General features: G+C 73.3%; 22 protein-coding genes. 14 read left to right on the top strand and 8 right to left on the bottom strand.

All coding sequences use genetic code 11. The annotated features are described in order from the left end of the window. Positions 1–100 precede the first annotated feature (100 nt). A complete protein-coding gene (locus HF526_RS03190; protein WP_169379708.1) occupies positions 101–1,576 on the top strand; it encodes an aldehyde dehydrogenase in 1,476 nt (491 codons plus the stop codon). A 171-nt stretch (positions 1,577–1,747) separates the two neighbouring features. On the opposite strand, the gene HF526_RS03185 is transcribed toward HF526_RS03190, so the two are convergent. Together HF526_RS03185 and HF526_RS03180 are read right to left on the bottom strand one after the other, a co-directional pair. Then, positions 1,748–2,770, bottom strand: coding sequence for a sigma-70 family RNA polymerase sigma factor (locus HF526_RS03185; RefSeq protein WP_169379707.1), 1,023 nt, complete (start codon positions 2,768–2,770; stop codon positions 1,748–1,750). Positions 2,771–2,926: 156 nt separating this feature from the next. After that, positions 2,927–4,246 (bottom strand): alpha/beta fold hydrolase, encoded by a 1,320-nt coding sequence (locus HF526_RS03180; protein WP_169379706.1) that lies wholly within the window; start codon positions 4,244–4,246, stop codon positions 2,927–2,929. Positions 4,247–4,497: 251 nt separating this feature from the next. On the opposite strand from HF526_RS03180, the gene HF526_RS03175 reads away from it, so the two are divergent. The 4 genes from HF526_RS03175 (at position 4,498) to HF526_RS03160 (ending at position 8,086) form a co-directional block, all read left to right on the top strand. After that, positions 4,498–6,297, top strand: coding sequence for a PHA/PHB synthase family protein (locus tag HF526_RS03175; protein WP_338051260.1), 1,800 nt, complete (start codon positions 4,498–4,500; stop codon positions 6,295–6,297). A gap of 166 nt (positions 6,298–6,463) precedes the next feature. After that, positions 6,464–6,898, top strand: coding sequence for a helix-turn-helix domain-containing protein (locus HF526_RS03170; protein WP_169379705.1), 435 nt, complete (start codon positions 6,464–6,466; stop codon positions 6,896–6,898). Between the two features lie 88 nt (positions 6,899–6,986). Beyond that, positions 6,987–7,388, top strand: coding sequence for a hypothetical protein (locus tag HF526_RS03165; RefSeq protein WP_169379704.1), 402 nt, complete (start codon positions 6,987–6,989; stop codon positions 7,386–7,388). A 122-nt stretch (positions 7,389–7,510) separates the two neighbouring features. Then, a complete protein-coding gene (locus HF526_RS03160; RefSeq protein ID WP_169379703.1) occupies positions 7,511–8,086 on the top strand; it encodes an SDR family oxidoreductase in 576 nt (191 codons plus the stop codon). 8 nt (positions 8,087–8,094) lie between these two features. Here the strand turns inward: HF526_RS03160 and dtd are convergent, their stop codons facing one another. Continuing rightward, positions 8,095–8,520 (bottom strand): D-aminoacyl-tRNA deacylase, encoded by a 426-nt coding sequence (gene dtd / locus HF526_RS03155; RefSeq protein ID WP_169379702.1) that lies wholly within the window; start codon positions 8,518–8,520, stop codon positions 8,095–8,097. Continuing rightward, a complete protein-coding gene (locus HF526_RS03150) occupies positions 8,517–10,034 on the bottom strand; it encodes a DUF7782 domain-containing protein (protein WP_169379701.1) in 1,518 nt (505 codons plus the stop codon). The genes dtd and HF526_RS03150 overlap by 4 nt, the downstream gene beginning before the upstream one ends. A gap of 64 nt (positions 10,035–10,098) precedes the next feature. Between HF526_RS03150 and HF526_RS03145 the strand changes: the two genes are divergently transcribed. The 7 genes from HF526_RS03145 to HF526_RS03115 all read left to right on the top strand — a co-directional run bounded on the left by HF526_RS03145 (position 10,099) and on the right by HF526_RS03115 (position 14,236). Next, positions 10,099–10,674, top strand: a complete 576-nt coding sequence (locus HF526_RS03145) for an HhH-GPD-type base excision DNA repair protein (protein WP_169379700.1) — start codon at positions 10,099–10,101, stop codon at positions 10,672–10,674. Positions 10,675–10,697: 23 nt separating this feature from the next. Then, positions 10,698–11,120 (top strand): metalloregulator ArsR/SmtB family transcription factor, encoded by a 423-nt coding sequence (locus HF526_RS03140; RefSeq protein ID WP_169379699.1) that lies wholly within the window; start codon positions 10,698–10,700, stop codon positions 11,118–11,120. Between the two features lie 124 nt (positions 11,121–11,244). Next, positions 11,245–11,943, top strand: a complete 699-nt coding sequence (locus tag HF526_RS03135) for an energy-coupling factor ABC transporter permease (protein ID WP_169379698.1) — start codon at positions 11,245–11,247, stop codon at positions 11,941–11,943. Next, the gene (locus HF526_RS03130; RefSeq protein ID WP_169379697.1) at positions 11,940–12,269 is read left to right on the top strand and encodes an energy-coupling factor ABC transporter substrate-binding protein; all 330 of its coding nucleotides are present in this window, start codon (positions 11,940–11,942) and stop codon (positions 12,267–12,269) included. Before HF526_RS03135 ends, HF526_RS03130 begins: the two co-directional genes overlap by 4 nt. Next, complete coding sequence (cbiQ, locus tag HF526_RS03125; RefSeq protein ID WP_169379696.1) at positions 12,269–13,015, top strand: cobalt ECF transporter T component CbiQ; 747 nt, start codon at positions 12,269–12,271, stop codon at positions 13,013–13,015. The genes HF526_RS03130 and cbiQ overlap by 1 nt, the downstream gene beginning before the upstream one ends. Then, entirely contained in the window at positions 13,012–13,896 is an 885-nt protein-coding gene (locus tag HF526_RS03120) for an ATP-binding cassette domain-containing protein (RefSeq protein WP_169379695.1), read from the top strand. Before cbiQ ends, HF526_RS03120 begins: the two co-directional genes overlap by 4 nt. 4 nt (positions 13,897–13,900) lie before the next feature. Continuing rightward, positions 13,901–14,236, top strand: coding sequence for a DUF3099 domain-containing protein (locus HF526_RS03115; RefSeq protein ID WP_169379694.1), 336 nt, complete (start codon positions 13,901–13,903; stop codon positions 14,234–14,236). Between the two features lie 48 nt (positions 14,237–14,284). Here HF526_RS03115 and HF526_RS03110 read toward each other — a convergent pair whose 3' ends face one another. Further along, positions 14,285–15,220, bottom strand: coding sequence for a pseudouridine-5'-phosphate glycosidase (locus tag HF526_RS03110; protein WP_239028241.1), 936 nt, complete (start codon positions 15,218–15,220; stop codon positions 14,285–14,287). 10 nt (positions 15,221–15,230) lie between these two features. Here HF526_RS03110 and HF526_RS03105 point away from each other — a divergent pair, with 10 nt between their 5' ends. Then, positions 15,231–15,482, top strand: a complete 252-nt coding sequence (locus tag HF526_RS03105; RefSeq protein ID WP_169379692.1) for a DUF3039 domain-containing protein — start codon at positions 15,231–15,233, stop codon at positions 15,480–15,482. 75 nt (positions 15,483–15,557) lie between these two features. Here the strand turns inward: HF526_RS03105 and phaZ are convergent, their stop codons facing one another. From phaZ to HF526_RS03090, 3 genes are read right to left on the bottom strand one after another with little or no spacing between them, the layout of a single operon-like run. Next, complete coding sequence (phaZ, locus tag HF526_RS03100; RefSeq protein WP_169379691.1) at positions 15,558–16,397, bottom strand: poly(3-hydroxyalkanoate) depolymerase; 840 nt, start codon at positions 16,395–16,397, stop codon at positions 15,558–15,560. Beyond that, on the bottom strand, positions 16,394–18,130 hold the full coding sequence (locus HF526_RS03095) for a PHA/PHB synthase family protein (protein ID WP_211176715.1): 1,737 nt from the start codon (positions 18,128–18,130) through the stop codon (positions 16,394–16,396). The genes phaZ and HF526_RS03095 overlap by 4 nt, the downstream gene beginning before the upstream one ends. Next, entirely contained in the window at positions 18,127–19,284 is a 1,158-nt protein-coding gene (locus HF526_RS03090) for a YihY/virulence factor BrkB family protein (protein ID WP_169379690.1), read from the bottom strand. Before HF526_RS03090 ends, HF526_RS03095 begins: the two co-directional genes overlap by 4 nt. Positions 19,285–19,496: 212 nt before the next feature. Here HF526_RS03090 and HF526_RS03085 point away from each other — a divergent pair. Beyond that, positions 19,497–21,003, top strand: a 1,507-nt coding sequence (locus HF526_RS03085; protein WP_169379689.1) for a DEAD/DEAH box helicase family protein, incomplete at its 3' end; no start/stop codon positions are given.

Below are 21,003 nucleotides of genomic sequence, written 5' to 3'. Positions count from 1 at the left end.
GGCTGTCGCGATGCGGCACACGGATAGCCGCGGGGTGGGCGGCACTCGTAGCGTGACCAGCCAGAGCAGGCCTGAGTGTGCAGTCGAGGAGGACGGACCAATGGCTGATCTCGAGCAGTTCCGGATGCTGATCGGCGGCAAGGCCGTCGATGCGATCTCCGGGAAGACCTTCGAGTCGCAGAACCCCTACACCGGCAAGCCGTGGGCGGTGGTGCCCGACGGTGGCCCGGAGGACGTCGACGCCGCCGTCGCCGCGGCCCGGGCGGCCCTGGAGGGTGAGTGGGGCGAGATGACCGGCTTCGCCCGCGCCGCGCTGCTGCGCCGGCTGGGTGATCTGGTCACCGAGAACGCCGAGCGGCTGGCCCGGCTCGAGGTGCAGGACTCCGGCAAGCTCTACCGGGAGATGATCGGCCAGCTCAACGGGCTGGGCGCCTGGTACCACTACTACGCGGGCCTGGCCGACAAGCTGGAGGGCCGGCAGATCCCGTCGCCGAACCCGAACTACCTCGTCTACACCCGCCGGGAGCCGGTCGGTGTGGTCGCGGCGATCACGCCGTGGAACTCGCCGCTGCTGCTGATGACCTGGAAGCTGGCGCCCGCGCTGGCCGCCGGCTGCACGTTCGTGATCAAGCCGTCGGAGCACTCGCCGGCCTCGACGCTGGGGTTCGCCGAGCTGATCGAGCAGGCCGGGTTCCCGCCGGGGGTGGTCAACGTCGTGTCCGGGCTGTCCCGCGAGGTCGGGGCCGCGCTGGCCGGCCACCCCGGGGTGGACAAGGTCGCGTTCACCGGCTCCACGGCCACCGGCCGGGCGGTCGCCAAGGCGGCCGCGGAGAACATCAACAAGGTCACCCTGGAGCTGGGCGGGAAGTCCCCGCAGATCGTGTTCCCCGACGCCGACCTCAAGGCCGCCGCGAACGGGCTGGTCGCCGGGGTGTTCGCCGCGACCGGGCAGACCTGCATGGCCGGGTCCCGGCTGATCGTGCACGAGAGCGTGCACGACGAGCTGGTCCGGCTCGTCGCGGAGCGGGCCGCGCAGATCAAGCTGGGCGACCCGAACGACCCGGAGACCGAGATGGGGCCGGTGGCCAACCGGCCGCAGTACGAAAAGGTCCTCGGCTACCTGCAGACGGCACAGTCCGAGGGCGCCACGGTGGCCTACGGTGGCACCGCCGACGAGGGCCTGGGCGGCTACTTCGTGAAGCCGACCGTGCTCACCGGTGTCGGCCCGGACTCGACCGTGGTCAAGGAGGAGATCTTCGGCCCGGTGCTCTCGGCGTACACGTTCACCGAGGAGGCCGGGGCGCTGAAGCTGGCCAACGACACCCCGTACGGGCTGGCCGCAGCGGTGTGGACGAAGGACGTGCACCGGGCGCACCGGGTCGCGGCGAAGTTGCGGGCCGGCACGGTGTGGATCAACGCCTACCGGGTCGTCGCCCCCAGCGTGCCGTTCGGCGGGTTCGGGGCCAGCGGGCTGGGCCGGGAGAACGGCATCGAGGCCGTCAACGAGTACACCGAGAACAAGTCGGTGTGGGTCGAGCTGACCGGTGGCACCCGGGACCCGTTCACCCTCGGCTGACGTCACACCCGCTCGCCCGATCGGGGAGCCTGTCGGGCCGGTCGTCGGGACCGGACTCCGGAGAAGATGATCGGACCGGCGCCACCCGTTGAGATCGTGGGGAGCCCACGGGTGGCGCCGGCCTGATGTCACCGGCGGGCCGGGCGGGGTGGACCGGCCGTGTCGGTCAGCTCAGCTGGCGTAGGCGCGGAGCCGGTCGGCCCGCTCGCCGATGCGCAGCTTGGCCATGACCTCGCGCTCGATCTGCCGGACGCGCTCACGGGACAGCCCGAAGCGGCGGCCGATCTGGTCCAGCGTGCGCGGCTGCCCGTCGTCCAGGCCGTAGCGCATCCGGATCACGTACTGCTCGCGGTCCTCCAAGGTGGCCAGCACCCGGCGCAGGTCGTCGTGCAGCAGGTGCGAGATCACCGTGTTCTCGGCGTCGGTGGCCTCGGCGTCCTCGATGAAGTCGCCGAGCGGGGCCTCCTCCTCCGAGCCCACCGGCATGTCCAGGCTCACCGGGTCGCGCGCGTGGTCGAGCAGGTCGGCGATCTTCTCGACGGCCAGGCCCGACTCCTCGGCCAGCTCCTCGTGAGTGGCCTCGCGGCCCAGGCGCTGGTGCAGGTCCCGCTTGATCCGGGCCAGCTTGTTGACCTGCTCCACCAGGTGCACGGGCAGCCGGATGGTACGGGCCTGGTCGGCCATGCCGCGGGTGATGGCCTGGCGGATCCACCAGGTCGCGTACGTGGAGAACTTGAAGCCCTTGGCGTAGTCGAACTTCTCCACGGCGCGGATCAGCCCGAGGTTGCCCTCCTGGATCAGGTCCAGCAGCGGCATGCCACGGCCGGTGTAGCGCTTGGCGAGCGACACCACCAGGCGCAGGTTGGCCTCGAGCAGGTGGTTCCGGGCGCGTTCGCCGTCGCGGACGATCGCCCGCAGATCGGCGGCGTACTGCTTGTCGAGCTGGGTGTCGTCCTCGCGCGCGGTGTCGAGGACGTGCTTGGCGAACACGCCCGCCTCGATCCGCTTCGCGAGCTCGACCTCCTGCGCTGCCGTCAGCAGCGCGGTCTTTCCGATACCATTCAGGTAGACCCGCACGAGGTCGGCGGCCGGGCTCTGGGCGTCGAGGTCCTCGGCGGACAACTCGACGGCAGTGGCGGCTGCAGCCTCGTCGGGCGCGGTCCGCTGGCCGGGAATGGTCTGCGGCGCTGTCATCTGCGTTCCTCCCCTACGGGACCCGGGCGGTGGCGCTGGTGGCGGCCTCCCGCCGGGGCTCTCATAGGGTTGAACGCACGGCCATCGGTAAACGTTCCCGCCCGCGCGCATCCGCCGGGCGGGTGAACGTGGATCACATTCCCCGCCCGGAATCGATCAGGGAGCCGGCACCCGGCGGGTGCCGCGCGGGTCGGCGACGGCGGTCGCGGCGGCCAGCGTGCGCTCGGCCGCTCCCGCCCCGCCCGCGGCCGGGTCGGCCCGTGGCACCGAGTGCTCGTAGACGGCCTCGAGCAGCGGCGGCCAGTCCTCGCGCAGCGCGTCCCGCCCCATGAACAGGCCCAGGTGCCCGCCGTTGGCCGTGCGCCGGGTGATCTGCTCGCGCGGGGTGCCGACGGCGTCCGCGGCGGCGAACAGCTGGGCCGGCGGGGTGATGTGGTCGGTCGACCCCGCCAGCAGGAACAGCGGGCAGGTGATCGCGGCCAGGTCGGCGCGGCGGCCGTCGATCACGAGATCGCCGGAGATCAGCTGGTTGCGCCGGAACAGGTGCTCGACGAGCCACAGATAGAAGCTCCCGGGGATGTCCTGGGTGTGCTTGAACCAGTCCTCGAACACCCGGTAGCGCTCCACGTGCGCCGGGTCGTCGATGTTCTCCAGCAGCTGCAGTTGGCGGGCGATCTCCGAGTGCGGCTGGATGCCGATGAAGTTGCCCAGCACCGCGCGGCCCGGCATGTTCCCGCCGCCCACCGCCACCAGCGCCCGGTAGGGGGCCAGGCCGAATGCCCTGGTCAGCGCGATCGTCGACGCCGCGATCACGGACTCGCCTGCGTGGAAGTCGATCGGTGCGCCGGCCAGGGTCAGGGTGTGCACCCGCTCCGGGTGCAGCGCCGCGTAGATCGCGGCGAGCCACCCGCCCTGGCAGTTGCCCACCAGGTTGGCCCGCCCGCCCATCCGGCGGATCGAGCGGTCGATGACGTCGAGGTAGTCGGTGATGGTGACGTGCCGGGTGGCCGCGGTCGCCGCCCGCCATTCCAGCGAGTACAGCCGGGTCAGGCCGGCCGCCTTGATCACGGCGAGCTGACTCTGGGCGGGGGAGAAGTCGACGACGGTGGACGAGTGGCCGGCCTGGGGCGGCAGCACCAGGGTGGGGACGACGTCGGTGGCGCGATGGGCGTCGTCGGTGAAGTCGCGCAGGTGGGCGAACGGGGTGCTGAGCACGATGTCGTTGGGCAGGTGCCAGTCCGGCGCCCGCCGGTCGCGCATCGCGGTGAGCCACAGCAGGCCGCGGGTGGCCGCCTCGAGGGGAGTTGCGGCCCGGGTGAGGGTGTCGACCCAGGCGGTGCCTGCGGCCCGGGTGAACTCGGCCAGGCTGCGTGCGGTGCTCCTCGCGTTGTAGCCGAACAGGTACCGCAGCGGGTCGGCGGATGCGATGTCGCCGCCGGACGCGGCGGTCGGCGCGGGGAAAGCCACGGGGGGCATGCATCTCCCATCAACACTGATGTCCGAAACTCGGAGATCCAACGTTAGGGTCGGTGCACATCCCGAGCAACAGCTGAGTTACTGCCGGGTAGTGCTTGCTTTTTCAAGCGCAGGTGACGGGGCATACACCTGACCGGGAACGGGCATGCACCCTTACCGGGGAGTCCCTCGAGACGATGGGGTGCTCATCCGGCCGGGACCGTTCGGCCGAGCGGCGGTCGGAACGGTGACATCGAGCAGGGAGGCGAGACGTGGTCCGGTCGACCGACCTGAACGACGCCCTCGGCGACGTCCTCGGCGACGTCCTCGACGGCAGGGCGAACGATGCCGCCGCAGCGCTGCGCCGGACCGCCGCCGACATGGTGACGAGCCTGCGCGATCTGCTGGATCCCCGGGAGGCGGCGGCTCAGGTCGATCCGGTGGGCCTCGCCGGCGCCGGGCTCGAGGCGCTCCGCGCGCTCGCCTCGAGCCCGGCGGCCGCGGTCCGCGCGACGATCGCCTTCGGCGGCGACACCGGGAGAGCCGCGCTCGCGGCACTGCTCCGCGGCGCCGGGGCGACGTCCGAGGGGCCTGCCGAGCTGACCCCCGAGGACCGCAGGTACGCCGACCCCGCCTGGGAGCAGAACGCCTGGTACTACCTCTGTCGCCAGGAGCACGCGCTGTTCGCCGATCACCTGCGGGCGGTGTCCGGCGAGCTGGAGCTCGGTCCGACGGCCCGTCGCAAGATCGACTTCATGGTCCGGCAGGTGGTCGAGGCCACCGCGCCGGTGAACTGGCCGTGGTCCAACCCCGCCCTGCTGAAGAAGGCCCTGGAGACCGGCGGGCACAGCCTGGTCCGCGGGGTCCGCAACATGCTGCGCGACGCGGTGACCAACAACGGCATGCCGCGCCAGGTGGCACCGGGACAGCACGAGGTGGGCAGGGATCTGGCGGCCACCCCGGGCAAGGTCGTGTTCCGCAACCGGCTCATCGAGCTGATCCAGTACGAGCCGCAGACCGAGCGGGTGCACGCGATCCCGCTGCTGCTCAGCCCGCCGTGGATCAACAAGTACTACATCATGGATCTCGCCCCGCAGAAGAGCCTCGTCGAGTGGGCGGTGCAGCACGGGCACACCGCGTTCATGATCAGCTACCGGAACCCGGACAGCGGGCTGCGCGAGGTGACGATGAGCGACTACCTGTGCGAGGGCCCGCTCGCCGCGCTCGACGTCGTCGAGGAGATCACCGGCTCGCCCACCGTGAACGTCGCCGCGCTCTGTCTCGGCGGAACGCTCGCCACCGCGGCCGCAGCCTGGCTCGCGGCGCGCGGAGACGACCGGATCCACTCGCTGACCCTGATGAACACGCTGCTGGACTTCACCGAGCCCGGCCCGCTCGGCGTCTTCACCGACGAGAAGACGGTGCAGCGTCTCGAGCGCTCCATGGCCCGCGACGGCTACCTGCCCTCGGAGAGCATGAAGACCACGTTCGACCTGCTGCGGGCGACCGACCTGGTGTGGAACTACGTGGTCAACGACTGGATGCTCGGCGAGGACCCGGCGCCCTTCGACATGCTGAGCTGGAACTCCGATTCCACCCGGATGCCGGCTGCCATGCAGGTCGAGTACCTGCGGACCTGTTACCTGGAGAATCAGCTCGCCGAGGGCACGATGGAACTGGCCGGGGAGCGCCTCGATCTGTCCGCGGTGCGTCAGGACGCCTACGTGGTCAGTGCGGAGGCCGACCACATCGCGCCGTGGACCTCGGTCTACGAGGGAGCCCGGCGGCTCGGCGGCATCGTCCGGTTCGTGCTGTCGAACTCGGGGCACATCGCCGGCGTGGTCAACCCGCCGTCGCCGAGGTCCACGCACCGGTTCGGCGAGTCCGACCACCTGCCGGAGGGCGCGCAGGGGTGGCGCGACAATGCCGTCGAGCACAAGAAGAGCTGGTGGGAGGACTGGACGCCGTGGATCGCGGAGCGCGCCGGGGAGCAGCGGATCCCGCCGCCGATGGGCAGCTCGGCACACCCCGTGCTGGAGTCGGCGCCCGGCAGCTACGTGCTGCGGGGCTGAGGGCTGTTCGCCGGTCCGCGGCGGTGCGGCGCAGGGGCGCGCCGGCGGCGTGGCCGGCGACGTGCCCGACGTCGCCAAATTTCCGGCGTGCCCTGGGCGACGCGGCGGGTGATCGGCGGGACAATGCGGCCATGGGCCCACAAGGCGTCGGTGTCGAGGTCGCGGCGTGAGCACGTCGCAGTCGACTGACGGATCATCCGAGCGGGATCAGCAGGGCTGGTCGGCGCAGATCAACGCGCTGGGCGGGTTCATCCGCGCGCAACGGCAGATGGCGAAGCTGTCGCTGCGCGAGATGGCCTCGCTGACGAGTGTGTCCAACGCGTATCTGAGCCAGATCGAGCGTGGCCTGCACCAGCCCTCGCTGAAGGTGCTGCAGGCCATTGCCGACGCTCTGCAACTGTCCACCGAGCAGATGCTCAAGCAGGCGGGGTGGGCCTCGGGCGCGCCCATGAACGGCGCCGTGGAGCGGGAGCGGGCCGACGAGCCCCGGGCCGCCGGCACCGAGGAGGCGATCCGCTCGGACCCGCGGCTCACCGAGGAGCAGCGCACCGCGCTGCTGGGTGTGTACCGCAGCTTCGTGGAGGGATCGGGGTCACAGTAGGTTCCGGCCCCCGGACTGCTTGACATACTTAACGGCCCTGCTTAGTTTAGGTAGCGGACATCCAACCGAGTCACGAAAGGACGAGTTGATGACCGCGCCTACCGACCAGTTCGTCGACTTCGCCAAGCGCAGCCAGGAGGCGGTCACCGCCGCCGTCCGTACCTGGGCCGACACCGTGCAGTCCTACACCGGCAGCCTGACCGGCGGCCAGCCGAAGCTGCCCGACGCACACGCGGTCGTCGACCGCACCTTCGACTTCGCCGAGAAGGTGCTGGAGAACCAGCGCCAGTTCGCGCACACCTTGTTCACGGCGGGCTTCCAGACCGTCGAGACCGTCACCGACCAGGCGGCCCGGGCCGCCCAGTCGGTCACGCAGCACACGGTGAACGCCACCGAGACCGCGGCCGACAAGGCCGCCACGGTTGTGGACGAGGCCGGCGACAAGGCCGCCTCCACCGCGCGCACCGCGCGCAACGCCGCCAAGAGCTGATCTCGCAGGGGGTGCCGACGGCCCCGCCTGGTCCCTCGTCCGAGGAGGCCGGGCGGGGCCGCCGTCGTCGTCGGGGACCGTCGGTGATGCGGCCAGTGGTGCAGATCACCTAGGGTCACTCCATGGTGCGCGCACTGGTGACCGGGTCCGGAGACCGGGTGGCGGAGGTGGCCGACCGGCTGTCCGCCGAGGGGCTGGAGGTGCTGACGGCGGCCGACGCCGCGCAGCTCGACGACCTCGATCTCGATGGCCCCATCGATCACTACGTGCAGCTGCCGGTCACCGTGCGCCCGATCGGGGACACCCTGGTCGGGAGGGTGCGCTCCTTCCTCTCCGACGGCCTGCTCGGCCGGTTCGCGCTGGTCGAGCGGGTGCTGCCGGCGCTCGCCGACGGGGCCAGCGTCGTGCTGGTCTCGGGCAACGTCCCGGCGGGCGCTGCCCTCCCCGACGACCAGCACTCCCGGCTCGCGCTGCTGCACGTGCTCGCCCATGCCACCCGTGCGGAGCTCGCCGCCCGCGGCGTCCGGGTCACCGTGGCGAGCGGTTCGCGGACCGATCTCGAGCTGGTCCGGTTCGCGCTGCGCGGGGGAGAGGACCCGGCCGCGCGGCTCGTCGCCGAGCCCAGCGAGCAGATCAGCGCCAAACAGTACGAGGACTGGCGCACCGAGGTGATGGGCCTGGTCCAGGCCCACGGCTGACTGTCCGGTCAGACCTCCACGATCACCGTGAACGGGCCGTCGTTGACCGACTCGACGGCCATCTGCGCGCCGAACACGCCCGTCTCGACGTGCGCGCCGCGACCCCGCAGCTCGGCGACCACCGCGTCGACCAGCGGTTCGGCCTGCTCCGGGCGCGCGGCCGCCGACCACGACGGCCGGCGGCCCTTGCGGGTGTCGCCGTAGAGGGTGAACTGGCTGACCACCAGCAGTGGCGCGCCGGCCTCGGCGCTGGACCGCTCGCCGTCGAGGATGCGCAGCTCGTGCAGCTTGCGGGCCATGGTGCGCGCGGTGTCGGCGGTGTCGTCGACATGCACGCCCAGCAGCACCAGCAGCCCGGGACCCTCGATCTCGCCGACGACTGCGCCGTCCACCCGCACCGCCGCCCGGCCGACCCGCGCCGCGACCGCCCTCATCGCGACCGGTCCGCAGCCGGCCACCCGTCGACGGGCAGCAGCATGCCGTGCCGGACGAACTCGCGGACGGCCGGCAGCGTCGCGGCGACCAGTGCGTCGAGCGGCACGTCGTGGGCGAAGGCGAGCAGGGTCAGCAGCTCCTCCAGCGGCAGCTCGCCGCGGCAGCCCGCCAGCAGCGCCGCGGCCGGCGCGTCGATCTCGTGCCGCCAGCGTGGTCCGTCGGAGCGCATCACGGCGGCGCCGGCGTCGGCCCAGCCCTCGTCGCCCGGCACCGCGTAGCGCTCCAGCACCGCGGTCGGGGCGAGCGCCAGCCGGGCACCGAGCAGGGCCTCGTCGGATGCGTGCGCGCGGAGCCAGTCGACGCGCTCGAGCCAGCCCGCCATCTCGGGGCCGAGCGGGTCGTCCACTGCGCCGAGCATGTCCTCGACCACGACCGTCGGCTCCGCGGTGGGGTCCTCGAGCCGGCGCAGCAGCAGGTACCCGAACCCGACGGCCTCGACGTCCTGCTCCTCGAGCCAGTCCAGCCACTCGCCGGCCTGCCGGCGGGCCTCGGGCGAGCTGAGGTCGAGCCCGGCGTCGCGCTGCCACGTGCCGACGTGCAGCGCCGGATCGGTGACCTCGCGCTGCACGATCCACGCGTCGACGCCCGGGGGCAGCCAGGAGCGCACCCGGTCGGGCCAGTCCTCGCCGCGCACGTGCAGCCAGGAACCGAGCAGCTGGGCCACTCCGCCGGGGTTGAGGTGCTCGGGCAGCGCCCGGATCAGCCCGGCCAGCGCGGCGTCACCCGCCTGCCCGGAGTCGCGGTAGACGTAGTCGACCCGGGCCGGGCCGGGCACGAACGGCGGGTTGGAGACGATCTGGTCGAACCGGCGCCCGGTGACCGGCTCCAGCCACGGGCCGTCCAGGAGCTCGACGTCGACCTCGTTGAGCGCGAAGGTGGCCGCGGCCAGGGCCAGCGCGCGGGGCGCCACGTCGGTCGCGGTGACGGCGCCGGCGTGCCGGGCGGCGTGCAGGGCCTGCACGCCGCAACCGGTGCCGAGGTCGAGCAACGTGCCGACCGGCCTGCGCGCGGTGGCCGCGGCCAGCGTGAGCGACGCCCCGCCGACGCCGGTCACGTGGTCGCGGTCCTGCCGCGCGGCTGGGGTGTCCAGGTCCGACAGCACCCACCACTCGCCGTCCTCGTCGGCGTAGGGGCGCAGGTCCAGTCCCGCGACCAACCCCTCGGCGTCGCGCCGCAGCAGCCCGGCGCCGACCAGATCGGCGGCCGGGGCCGGCGCGAACGCCGCGGCCACCGCCGCCTCCGGTTCGGACTCGCCGAGCAGCAGCAGCCGGACGATGACCCCGAGATCACCGGCGTCGCGGGTGGCCCGGGACGCGGCCTCGGGCTCGCCGCGGCTCAGCGCAGCGTGCGCGTCGGGGCCGAGCAGCCCGCGCACGCCGTCGGTCGTGTAACCGGCTCGGGTCAGGGCGGTGCGCAGCGCATCGGTCAGGGCGGGCTCGAAACGGGGGAGCACACCGTCGATCCTCCCCGATCCCGCTCGGGCGCCCCTCGTTCGCCCCCGCCGTTAAGCTGCCCCGGTGAGCATCAGCCTGGCCCAGGACGCCGACGCCGACGCCGTGCTCGACCGGGACCCGCTGGCGTTGCTGATCGGCATGCTGCTCGACCAGCAGATCCCCATGGAGCGCGCGTTCGCCGCCCCGGCCGAGCTGGCGCGCCGCCTCGGCGCCGACACCCTCGACGCCCACGAGCTGGCCGGTCACGACCCCGACGAGCTCGTCGAGCTGTTCAGCCGTCAGCCCGCGCTGCACCGCTTCCCGAAGTCGATGGCCGGTCGGGTGCAGGCGCTTGCGGCGGCCCTGGTCGAGCAGTACGACGGCGACGTCACCGCGGTCTGGAACGACGTGGACAGCGGCAAGGAACTGCTGCGCCGGCTGGGCGCGCTGCCCGGGTTCGGCAAGCAGAAGGCGCAGATCTTCGTCGCCCTGCTGGGCAAGCAGCGCGGGGTGACCCCGGACGGCTGGCGTGAGGCCGCGGGCGGTTACGGCGAGGCGGATGTGTACAAGTCGGTGGCCGACGTGCTCGACGGGCGCTCGCTGGCGAAGGTCCGCGAGTACAAGCAGCAGATGAAGGCGGCGGCCAAGGCCGGGAAGTAGCGCGTAGGGCTAGCATCGGGCTCGTGCACAAGGTCCCGATCCCTCGCCGCGGCCTCCGGGTGATCGACCCGGACCAGGTGTGTGACGCCACGGCGGTGCTCGCCGACAGCGAGCAGGTGCAGCACTCGGCGACGGTGCTCGACGCCTTGGGTGAGGTCAACCGGCTGAGCATCCTGCTCGCGCTGTACCACGCCGGTGACCTGTGCGTGTCCGATCTGGCCGTCGCGGTCGGGATGAGCGACAGCGCCGTGTCGCACGCGCTGCGGTTGCTGCGCGCCCACGGCCTGGTCACCGCGCACCGGGAGGGCCGGCTGGTCCGCTACCGGATCGCCGGCGGCCTGGCCCGCCGGCTCCTCGAGGTGGTCTCGCAGGAGGCCGTGCACCCGGTCCGGTTGCACGCCCACGGGCACGCCGACCCCGACGACACCTCGCTCGCCACCCCCTGATCCCGGCGCGCCCGGTCACCGGCGCCGCGCCGGACATCAAAGATTGATTACCTGTTCAGTCTTGAACCCGAATCCGGTCGCACCGTAGATTCCGCACGACATCGGCGACGGCGGGAGGAACGGGATGCACATCGCAGAGGGCTACCTTCCCCCGGTGCACGCGGTGGCCTGGACGGTCGCCGCCGCGCCCTTCGTGATCCACGGCGGCCGCGCCGTGGTCCGCCGGGTGCGCGCCGAACCCGACTCGAAGCTGCTGCTCGGCGCGGCCGGAGCGTTCAGCTTCGTGCTCTCCGCGCTGAAGATCCCGTCGGTCACCGGGTCCTGCTCGCACCCGACCGGCACCGGGCTCGGCGCCGTCCTGTTCCGGCCACCGGTGATGGCCCTGCTCGGCACGATCGTGCTGTTCTTCCAGGCCACGCTGCTCGCGCACGGCGGGCTGACCACCCTGGGTGCCAACGTGTTCTCCATGGCGATCGTCGGGCCGTGGGTCGCGTACGGGGTGTTCGCGGCGACCCGCAGGCTCGGTGGCGGGCTCGCGCTCGGGGTGTTCCTGGCCGCATCGGTGGGCGACCTGGCCACCTACTGCGTGACCAGCGCGCAGCTCGCGCTGGCGTTCCCGGACGCGTCGTCGGGCGTGCTCGGCGCGGTCGCCAAGTTCGGGGCGATCTTCGCGGTCACCCAGATCCCGCTGGCGGTCAGCGAGGGGCTGCTCACCGTGCTGATCGTGCGGCTGCTCATCCGGGTCAGCCCGGCCGAGCTCACCCGGCTCGGATTCCGCACGGCGGCCCCGGCACCCGCCGCTGCGAAGGAGGTCGGCGCGTGAAGCGGTCCACGCTGGTCAACTGGCTGCTGGTGCTCGCCGTCGTCGCGCTGGCGGGGCTGCCGCTGCTGGTCGTCGATGGCGAGTTCGGCGGCGCCGACGGTGTCGCAGCCGAGCAGATCGCCGCCGACCACCCCGACTACCGACCCTGGTTCGCCCCGCTGTTCTCCCCCTCGGCGGAGGTGGCCTCGGGCCTGTTCGCGCTGCAGGCCGCGGTCGGTGCCGGGTTCCTCGGCTACTACTTCGGGGCCGCCCGCACGAAGCGTCGACTCGGTACGGGCCGCAGCACGGCCGCCGAGCCGGCGCCGCCCACGGGCGACACCACCTGATGCTGCCGTTGGACGCGGTCGCCTACACCAACCGCTGGCGCCCGCGGCATCCGGCGGAGAAGGCCTTCCTCGCCCTCGGGCTGCTGGCCTGCGCGGTCGCGCTGCCGCCATGGCCCGGCGCGCTCGTCGTGGGTGCGGTGGCCGGCGCGGTGCTGCTCGGTCCCGCCGGGGTCGCGCCTCGGCAGGCGTGGCGGGCGACGAGAGTGCCGCTCGGATTCGTCACGGTGGGATCCGTGCCGCTGCTGGTGGCGGTCGGCGGCTCGCCGTGGATCAGGTTCGAGCCCTCCGGCCTCCCGACCGCGCTGCAGGTCGCCGGACGGGCGACCGCGGCGCTGCTGTGCCTGCTGCTGTTCGCCGCGACCACGCCCCTGGCCGACACGTTGCCGCGGCTGACCAGGCTCGGCGTGCCGCCGGCGATCACCGAGGTCGCCGCCCTGATGTATCGGTTCCTGTTCCTGCTGCTGGAGTCGGTGCGGACGGTGCGGGAGGCCCAGGCCAGCCGGCTCGGGTTCCGCACCTGGGTGACGTCGTACCGGTCGCTCGCCGGCCAGGCGGGGGCGATCTTCGTGCGGTCGTTCGACCGGGCCCGGCGGATGGAGGAAGGGCTGGCGTTGCGCGGTTACACCGGGTCGCTGCGGGTCGAGGTGGAACCGCGGCCGGTGTCGCGGCCGTTCGTCGCTGCCGTGGCGGCGCTGCTGGTGGCGGTCGTCGCCGGGACGTGGGCGCTGCACGGGACGCTCGCGTGAGCCCGCCGCTGCTGCAGGCCTGCGGGCTGCACTTCGGGTACGAGGCCGGCCGCCCGGTGCTCGCCGGTGCCGACCTCGCTCTGCACGCCGGGCGCCGGCTCGCCGTGCTCGGCCCGAACGGCGGGGGCAAGACCACGCTGTTCCGGCTGCTCGTCGGGGCGCTGGTGCCGGACGCCGGGGAGGTGCTGCTCGACGGCGCCGCGGTGAGCCGCACCCGCCGCGGCCTCGCCGAGCTGCGCGAGCAGGTGCAGCTGGTGCTGCAGGATCCCGACGACCAGCTGTTCGCGGCGAGCGTCGGGCAGGACGTCTCGTTCGGCCCGGTCAACCTGGGGCTGCCGCCCGACCAGGTCCGGTCGCGGGTCGCGGCGGCCCTGCAGGCGCTCGGGATCGCCGAGCTGGCCGACCGGCCCACGCACCTGCTGTCGTTCGGGCAGAAGAAGCGGACCGCGATCGCCGGCGCGGTGGCCATGCGCCCACGGCTGCTCGTGCTCGACGAGCCCACCGCCGGACTCGACCCGGCCGGTGTCGAAGAGCTGCTGGTCACGCTGGCCGAGCTGCACGCGGCGGGGACGACGCTGGTGGTGTCCACGCACGACGTCGACCTGGCCTACCGGTGGGCCGACGACGTCGCCGTCGTGGCCGGGGGCCGGGTCCGGGTGGCCGGCGCCGACACCGTGCTCGGCGATCCGCAGCTGCTGCGCTCGGCCCGGCTCGGGCCGGCCTGGGCCCCCGCCGCGCACCGGCTGCTGGAGCGCGCCGGGCTCGGCGCCGGGCCTCGGCCGCGGACCGCCGCCGAGTTGTACGCGGCGCTGGACACCGGCGGTGCGCCGAGTGGCAGGGATTGGACCGAGGGTCGGCAGGCGCGCACCGGAGCCGAGTGACACGATGGACCGCGGAGGTGGTCCCGTGGCCGACCCGCAGCGCGAGCCCGATCCTGTTCTGATCACGGACGCGGCTCTCTCCTACGAGGAGGAGCTGGCGGTCCGCAAGAAGCGTTACGCGCTGATGATGGGCATGCGCGTGCCCTGCTTGATCCTGGCCGGGGTGTTCTACCAGATCCCGTGGCTCGCCGTCACGATGCTGCTGCTCTCGGTGCCACTGCCCTGGATGGCGGTGCTGATCGCGAACGACCGGTTGCCGAAGAAGGCGGAGAACGCCAACCGCTACCGGGGCGAGCGCCCCGAGCTGGAGGCCCGGCCGCACCCGGTCATCGAGAACTGACCGGGCGCGGCCCGCGCTGACCGGCGACGAGCACGGCGGCCGGCCCGGTCACCGGGACAGCTCGACGGCCACCCGGGCGGCGAGCTCGGCGTTCGCCTTCACCAGGGCCAGGTTCGTGGCCAGGCTCGCGCCGCCGCTGCCGGCGTGGAAATGCTCGAGCAGCGCCGGGGTGACGTCCTTGCCGGTGATGCCGCGCTCGGCCAGCAGCGCGAGCCCGTCGGCGAGCAGCCGGTCGTGCAGCGCGCCGTCGAGCTCGTCCGCCGCCGGCACCGGCTGGGCGAGAACGAGGCCGGCGGCCGAGCCCAGCCCGCGGTGCGCCCGCCACACGGCGGCGACCTGCGCCGGGTCGTCCACCCGCCATGGCACCGGATGGCCCGAGTCGCGGCGGTAGAAACCCGGGAACGAGTCGGTCCGGTAGCCCAGCACGGGCACCGACCCGGTCTCCAGCACCTCCAGCGTCGCGGCGACGTCGAGGATCGACTTCACCCCGGAGCAGACCACGACGATGCCGGTCCCGGCGAGCGCCGCGAGGTCGGCGGAGACGTCCCAGGACTCCCGCGCCCCGCGGTGCACGCCGCCGAGTCCCCCGGTGGCGAACACGACCACCCCCGCGGCGGCGGCCAGCGCCGCGGTGGCGGCGACGGTCGTCGCGCCGTCGCGACGCAGGCCGACCGCCACCCCGAGGTCGCGCACCGACAGTTTGGCCAGGCCGGCGCCGCAGACCCGGTCCAGTTCGTCGGGGCTCAGGCCGACCCGCGGCACGCCGTCGAGCACCGCCACGGTCGCCGGCACCGCGCCGTGCGCGCGGACCGCCGCCTCCAGCTCGTCCGCCGCGGCGCGGTTGCGCGGGGCGGGCAGGCCGTGGGCCAGCAGCGTGCTCTCCAACGCGACGACCGCGCGGCCGTCGGCCAGGGCGGCGGCGACATCCGCGGACAGCTCGGGAGACACGGCGGTGGAGCGGACGGTGTGCGGCACGTGCGGCATCATGGACGACATGGCGACCCAGGTGCTGCCCGACGTCGAGACCCGCCCCGAGGGCACCGACACGACGGGCAACGACGAGCCCAAGATGTTCCACTACGTACGCAAGGCCAAGATCGCGGAGAGCGCGGTGCTGGGCAACCTCGTGGTGGCGCTGTGCGGCGAGACCTTCCCGGTGACCAAGTCGCCGAAGCCCGGCTCGCCGGTCTGCCCGGAGTGCAAGAAGATCTACGACTCGCTGCCGTCCGGCGGCGACAAGGACTGAGGCCAGCACGAGCTCCGAACGCCACGCGTGGCGCTTCGCGTGTGCAGCACGCGCACCTGAAGCGCCATGCGTGCGTCAGCGCGGGTCGGGCCCGGTGAGGAAGCCGTCGATCACCGGGGCCAGCTCGTGCGCCTCGGTGAGCAGCGCCAGGTGGCCACCGGAGTAGAGGTGCAGCCGCGAGCGCGGGATGCCCCGGTTCATGATCCGGGCGTTGACGGCCGGGACGATCGGATCGTCGTCGCCGGCCACGATCAGCGTGGGCTGGCGGATCAGGCCCAGGAACGGCAGGCTGCTCCAGCCCGCGCCGGCGAGCAGCTGGTAGTAGTAGCCGCGCTGGGGGCCGCCCCGGGTGTAGGCGTGCAGCACATCGGCCGCCCGTTCCGGGTGGGTGCGCATGGTACCGCCGTAGATCTCCCCGGCGATCCGGGCGGCGTAGGCCGGGTCGCGGTGCCGGCGCGGGGTGAGCATCCGGCCGAGCACCTGCGGGCGGGCGGGCACCATCAGCGAGCCGGTACCGGTCGCGGCGAGCACCAGCCTGCGGCACTGACGGCGCTGCGTCACCGCGAACTGCTGCGCGAGCCCGCCGCCCCAGGAGAAGCCCAGCACGTCGACCTCGCGGTGGCCCAGCCGCGTGACCAGCGTCCCGACCAGCGGCGCGAACGTCGACATGTGGTACGGCACGACCGGCAGCGGGGAGCCGCCGATTCCCGGCACGTCGAACCGGATGACCTCGAGATCGCCCGGCAGCTCGTCGACGAACGGCTGCAGCAGCTCCAGGCTCGCTCCGATGCCGTTGAGCAGCAGCAACGGGGTCCTGATCGGTCCGGTCCCGGCGGTCGCCCGCCGGACCGACACCCGCAGGCGCCGGCCGCGGACGGTGGTCTCGAACAGGTCGTCGGTCTCCGGGAACGTCATCGGGCGTAGACGTACTCACCCGGCGCCGGATGCACGGCGTGCAGCCCTCGCCCGCCCAACTCCGGTGGCGCGTCACGCAGGCCGCCGCAGCGTTCGCCCAGCCAGTCCAGCAGGTCGGGCCACCACGATCCGGACTCGGTGCCGGCCGCCTCGAGCCAGGTCTCCGGTTCGGCCGGGTGTCCGGGTGTGACCGGTTCCGGGGCGACCGTGAAGCCCGCCGTGTCGTTGCCCGGCGGGGTGACCATGGCGGCGACGTGTCCGCTGCCGGCCAGCACGAACCGGCTCCGCCCGCCGAGGAGCTGGGTCGTCCGGTAACAGGCCTGCCAGGAGCACAGGTGGTCGGCGCTGCCGGCGATCAGGTACACATCGCGATCGATCTTGGACAGGTCCACCGGCGTGCCGAGCAGGGTCGCCGCACCCGGCGTGACCAGCGCATTGCTCAGTGCGATGTCGATGAGGTCGCGGTGCAGCGCCGCGGTCATCCGGGTGCTGTCGGCGTTCCAGTACCGGATGTCGACGGGCTTGGGCGCCCTGCCCTGCAGGTAGTTGTCGACCCAGTGGGGCCAGATCAGGTCGTTGGGACGCAGCCAGGCGAACGCCTCGGCCACGGTGCGGCCGTCGAGGTAGCCCTGCGCCGCGGACGCCTCGGTCGCGGCGCGGGCGGTGGCCTCGTCGAGCAGTGCCCCGGCTGTGCCTGCCGTGTCCTGGTCGAGGACCGTCGCCGCCAGCGCGACGGCGGCGACCCGGTGCTGCTGGCCGATCGCCGCCAGGTGGGCCAGCAGCATCGAGGTGATCGTGGCACCGGAGCAGAACGCCATCAGCGCGGTCCGGTCGACCCGGGTGATCCGCTCGCAGGCGTCCATCGCGTCGAGGACGGCCTGGCCGTAGGTGTTCAGGTCCCAGTCGGCGTGCTCGGCCTCGGGGTTGCGCCAGCTCATCGAGAACACCTGCTGGCCGCCCCGGACGAGGTGCTCGACGATGCTGCGCCCCGGGGCGAGGTCGGCCAGGTAGTACCTGTTGATCGTCGACGGCACGATCAGCACCGGCACGTCGCGGACCTCGCGGGTCTGCGGCAGGTACTGGATCAGCTCGAACACCGGGGTGCGCAGCACGACCGCGCCGGGCGTGGCGGCCAGGTCCTCGCCGACGGTGAACGCGTCGGGCTCGACCGTCGACGGCACCCGCGGCGGGGTGGACAGGTCGGTGACGAGGCGGCGCAGACCCTCCACCGCGCTGCGGCCGCGGGTGTCGATCGCGGCGCGCCACGCCAGCGGGTTGAGCAGCGGATTGTTGCTCGGCGCGAGCGCGTCGCAGAGGCCGGAGACGGCGAAGCGCACCTGCTCGTCGTCGGCCCGGTCCAGCTCGGCGTCGTCGACCAGGCCGGTGGCGGTGCCGGTCGCGGCGATGTGGGTCTGCACGGCCCGGCGCAGCAGCCCGTTCTGCGACCACGCGGGATCGGCGAACCGGCGGTCGTTCTCCTGCGGTGCGAGCTCGGAGCGGCCGAGCCCGATCTTGCCCAGTTCGGCGAGCAGGCCCGCGCTGCGGCGCAGCACCGCCGCCGGCCGGGCGGCCAGCGAAGCGGCCAGCCGCATCCCGGACGCGGCCGGCAGCATCCGGCGCAACGGGCCCAGCGCGCCGTCGGGCAGCAGCATGTCCAGCCCGGTCGCGATGTCGGCGTCCGGCTCCTCGGGCGGGGACTGACGCTGTCCGGTGCCGGGGTACTGCGCCGTCACGAGCTCTCCTTCGAGCGGGCGGGTGGGGTGACTGCAGGATGGGCGGAGCGGCCGTCTCCGGGCAACTCCCGGTTCACCCTGTCGTGATCGGGCCTCGACGTGGCGGGCCCGGCGTCGGCGGGGAGGGCCAGGGCGGCGGCCCGCTGCGCCGCGATCCGGCGCATCGACAGCAGCCGGTCCAGCCGGCGTTGGCGCCGGCTCGGCCGGGCCGGCCACACCTCCTCGACCGCGTTGTTGAGCTGCGCGCCGAGCACGACCGAGAACCCCAGCAGGAACGCGAACAGCAGGAACGCGATCGGCGTGGCCAGCGCGCCGTAGGTGTAGCCGGTACTGGTGATCACCGAGATGTACACCCGCAGCCCGGTGGTCGAGACGATGAACACGACCATCGCGAGCAGGGCGCCGGGCAACAGCCGCCGCCACGGCAGGCTGTGCGGCAGCGCCACCTTGTACAGCGTGGTCAGCACCAGCACGAGCAGCAGGCCCACACCCGGGTAGTAGAAGGCGTCGATGATCGAGATCGCGGTCGGCCGCCACGACTCCGGCAGCACCTCGGGCAGCAGGTCCGGGCCCAGCGCCACGATCGGCAGCGTGAACACCGCCACGACCAGCGCGAACAGGTAGATCAGCAGCGAGAAGACGCGCTGCCAGACGGGGTGGCGGACGTCGTACTGCCCGTGCGCCTCGGTGATCGAGTCGACCAGCGAGGAGATCGCCGACGAGCCCGCCCACAACGAGATCACGAACCCGATGGAGACCACGTCGGCACGCCCGATCGTCAGGATGCTGGCCGCGGTCGGCGCGATGATCTGGTCGACGACCTCCGGCGTGAACACCTGCCGGGAGAACTGGACGATCTTGCCCTCGACGATCTCCACGGTCGCCGGGCCGAACCAGCCGCCCACATAGCCCAGCGAGCCGAGCAGGGCCAGGAACAGCGGCGGCAGTGAGAGCGCCTGCCAGAACGCGGCCTGCGCGGACATCGAGAAGATCCCGTCGGCCCACGCCTTGGCCAGGGTGCGGGCGACGACCCGCCGGACCCCGCGCCGCCGGCGGCGCGGGGAAGGCGGAGGGCCGGCAGGCGCATCGTCCCGCGCCGCGTGCTGCTCGGCGGGGCCGTCCGTCGCCGGGAACACGGTCGTCTCGGTAGCCATCGCCCCATCAGGATGGACCACGCGATGCCGATCATCGCAGCGTGGCGGGTCACGACGCGCCGGACGATGCGCCCCGGTTACCCTGATCGGCGCCCGCACGGTGGGGGGTCACTCGGCCGCGCGGGGGAGTCAGTCGTGCCTCGCGGCGTCGCGTGGCCGGCCCCGTCCGCACGAGCCGGACCGAGCCGTACTCATCCGACCAGGGGAGTTGTGTGTCGCAGGCCCTCACTCCGCCCGAAACCGGACCGTCGTCCCGGCCGCTGCGTGCCTGGCAGCGCAGCGCGCTGGCCCGCTACCTGGCGGCGAAGCCGCAGGATTTCCTCGCGGTCGCGACGCCCGGCGCGGGCAAGACCGCGTTCGCGCTGCGCGTCGCCTCCGAGCTGCTCGCCGACCGCACGATCAACGCGGTGACCGTGGTGGCGCCCACAGAGCACCTCAAGTACCAGTGGGCGCAGTCGGCGGCGCAGGTCGGGATCGCGCTCGACCCCGAGTTCCGTAACTCCGCGGGCGGCACGTCGTCGGACTACACCGGCATCGCGGTGACCTACGCGGGCGTGGCCGCCCACCCGATGCTGCACCGGGCCCGCACCGAGAACCGGCGGACGCTGGTCATCCTCGACGAGGTGCACCACGCCGGTGACGCGAAGTCGTGGGGCGACGCGGTCAAGGAGGCCTTCGACCCGGCCACCCGGCGGCTCACGTTGACCGGGACGCCGTTCCGCAGCGACGACAACCCGATCCCGTTCGTCGACTACCTGCCCGACGCCGAGGGCGCGCTGCGCAGCCGCGCCGACCACTCCTACGGCTACGCCGAGGCGCTCGCCGACGGCGTCGTCCGGCCGGTGGTGTTCCTCGCCTACTCCGGCACGTCGAGCTGGCGGACCAGCGCGGGCGAGGAGATCACCGCCCGGCTCGGCGAGCCGCTGACCGCCGAGCAGACCGCGCGAGCCTGGCGGACCGCGCTCGACCCCGGTGGCGAGTGGATCCCGGCCGTGCTGGCCGCCGCGGACAAGCGGCTGAGCGGGCACCGGGCCGGCGGCATGCCCGACGCGGGCGGGCTCGTCATCGCGTCGGACCAGACGACCGCGCGGGCCTACGCCGGCATCCTCGCCGACATCACCGGGACGCCGCCGGTGGTCGTGCTCTCCGACGAGGCGGGCGCGTCCGACCGGATCGCGCAGTTCTCCGCCTCCGACGACCGGTGGATGGTCGCCGTCCGCATGGTGTCCGAAGGCGTCGACGTTCCCCGGCTCGCCGTCGGGGTGTACGCCACCAGCGCGTCGACCCCGCTGTTCTTCGCCCAGGCCATCGGCCGGTTCGTGCGGTCGCGGCGGCCGGGGGAGACGGCCAGCGTGTTCGTGCCCAGCGTGCCGGTGCTGCTCGGGCTGGCCAGCGAGCTGGAGGCGCAGCGCGACCACGTCCTGGGCAAGCCGCACCGGGCCGAGGAGAAGTGGAACGACGAGGAGCTCGCGGCCGCCCAGCGCCAGCAGGACGAACCGGGGGAGGACGAGAAGTCCTTCACCGCGCTGCACGCCGACGCCGAGCTCGACCAGCTGATCTACGAGGGGACGTCGTTCAGCGCCGACGAGGAGGACTACCTCGGGCTGCCCGGGCTGCTCGAGCCCGACCAGGTGCGGCTGCTGCTCAACCAGCGCCAGCAGCAGTGGCTCGCCAAGGGCCAGAACCGGACCGGTGCGCAGGCCCGGGCCACCCCGCCCC

The organism is Pseudonocardia acidicola (assembly GCF_012911935.1).
Lineage (GTDB): Bacteria > Actinomycetota > Actinomycetes > Mycobacteriales > Pseudonocardiaceae > Pseudonocardia > Pseudonocardia acidicola.
The sequence above is the reverse complement of the archived record's forward strand: the minus strand, read 5'-3'. Positions and strand labels throughout refer to the sequence as shown.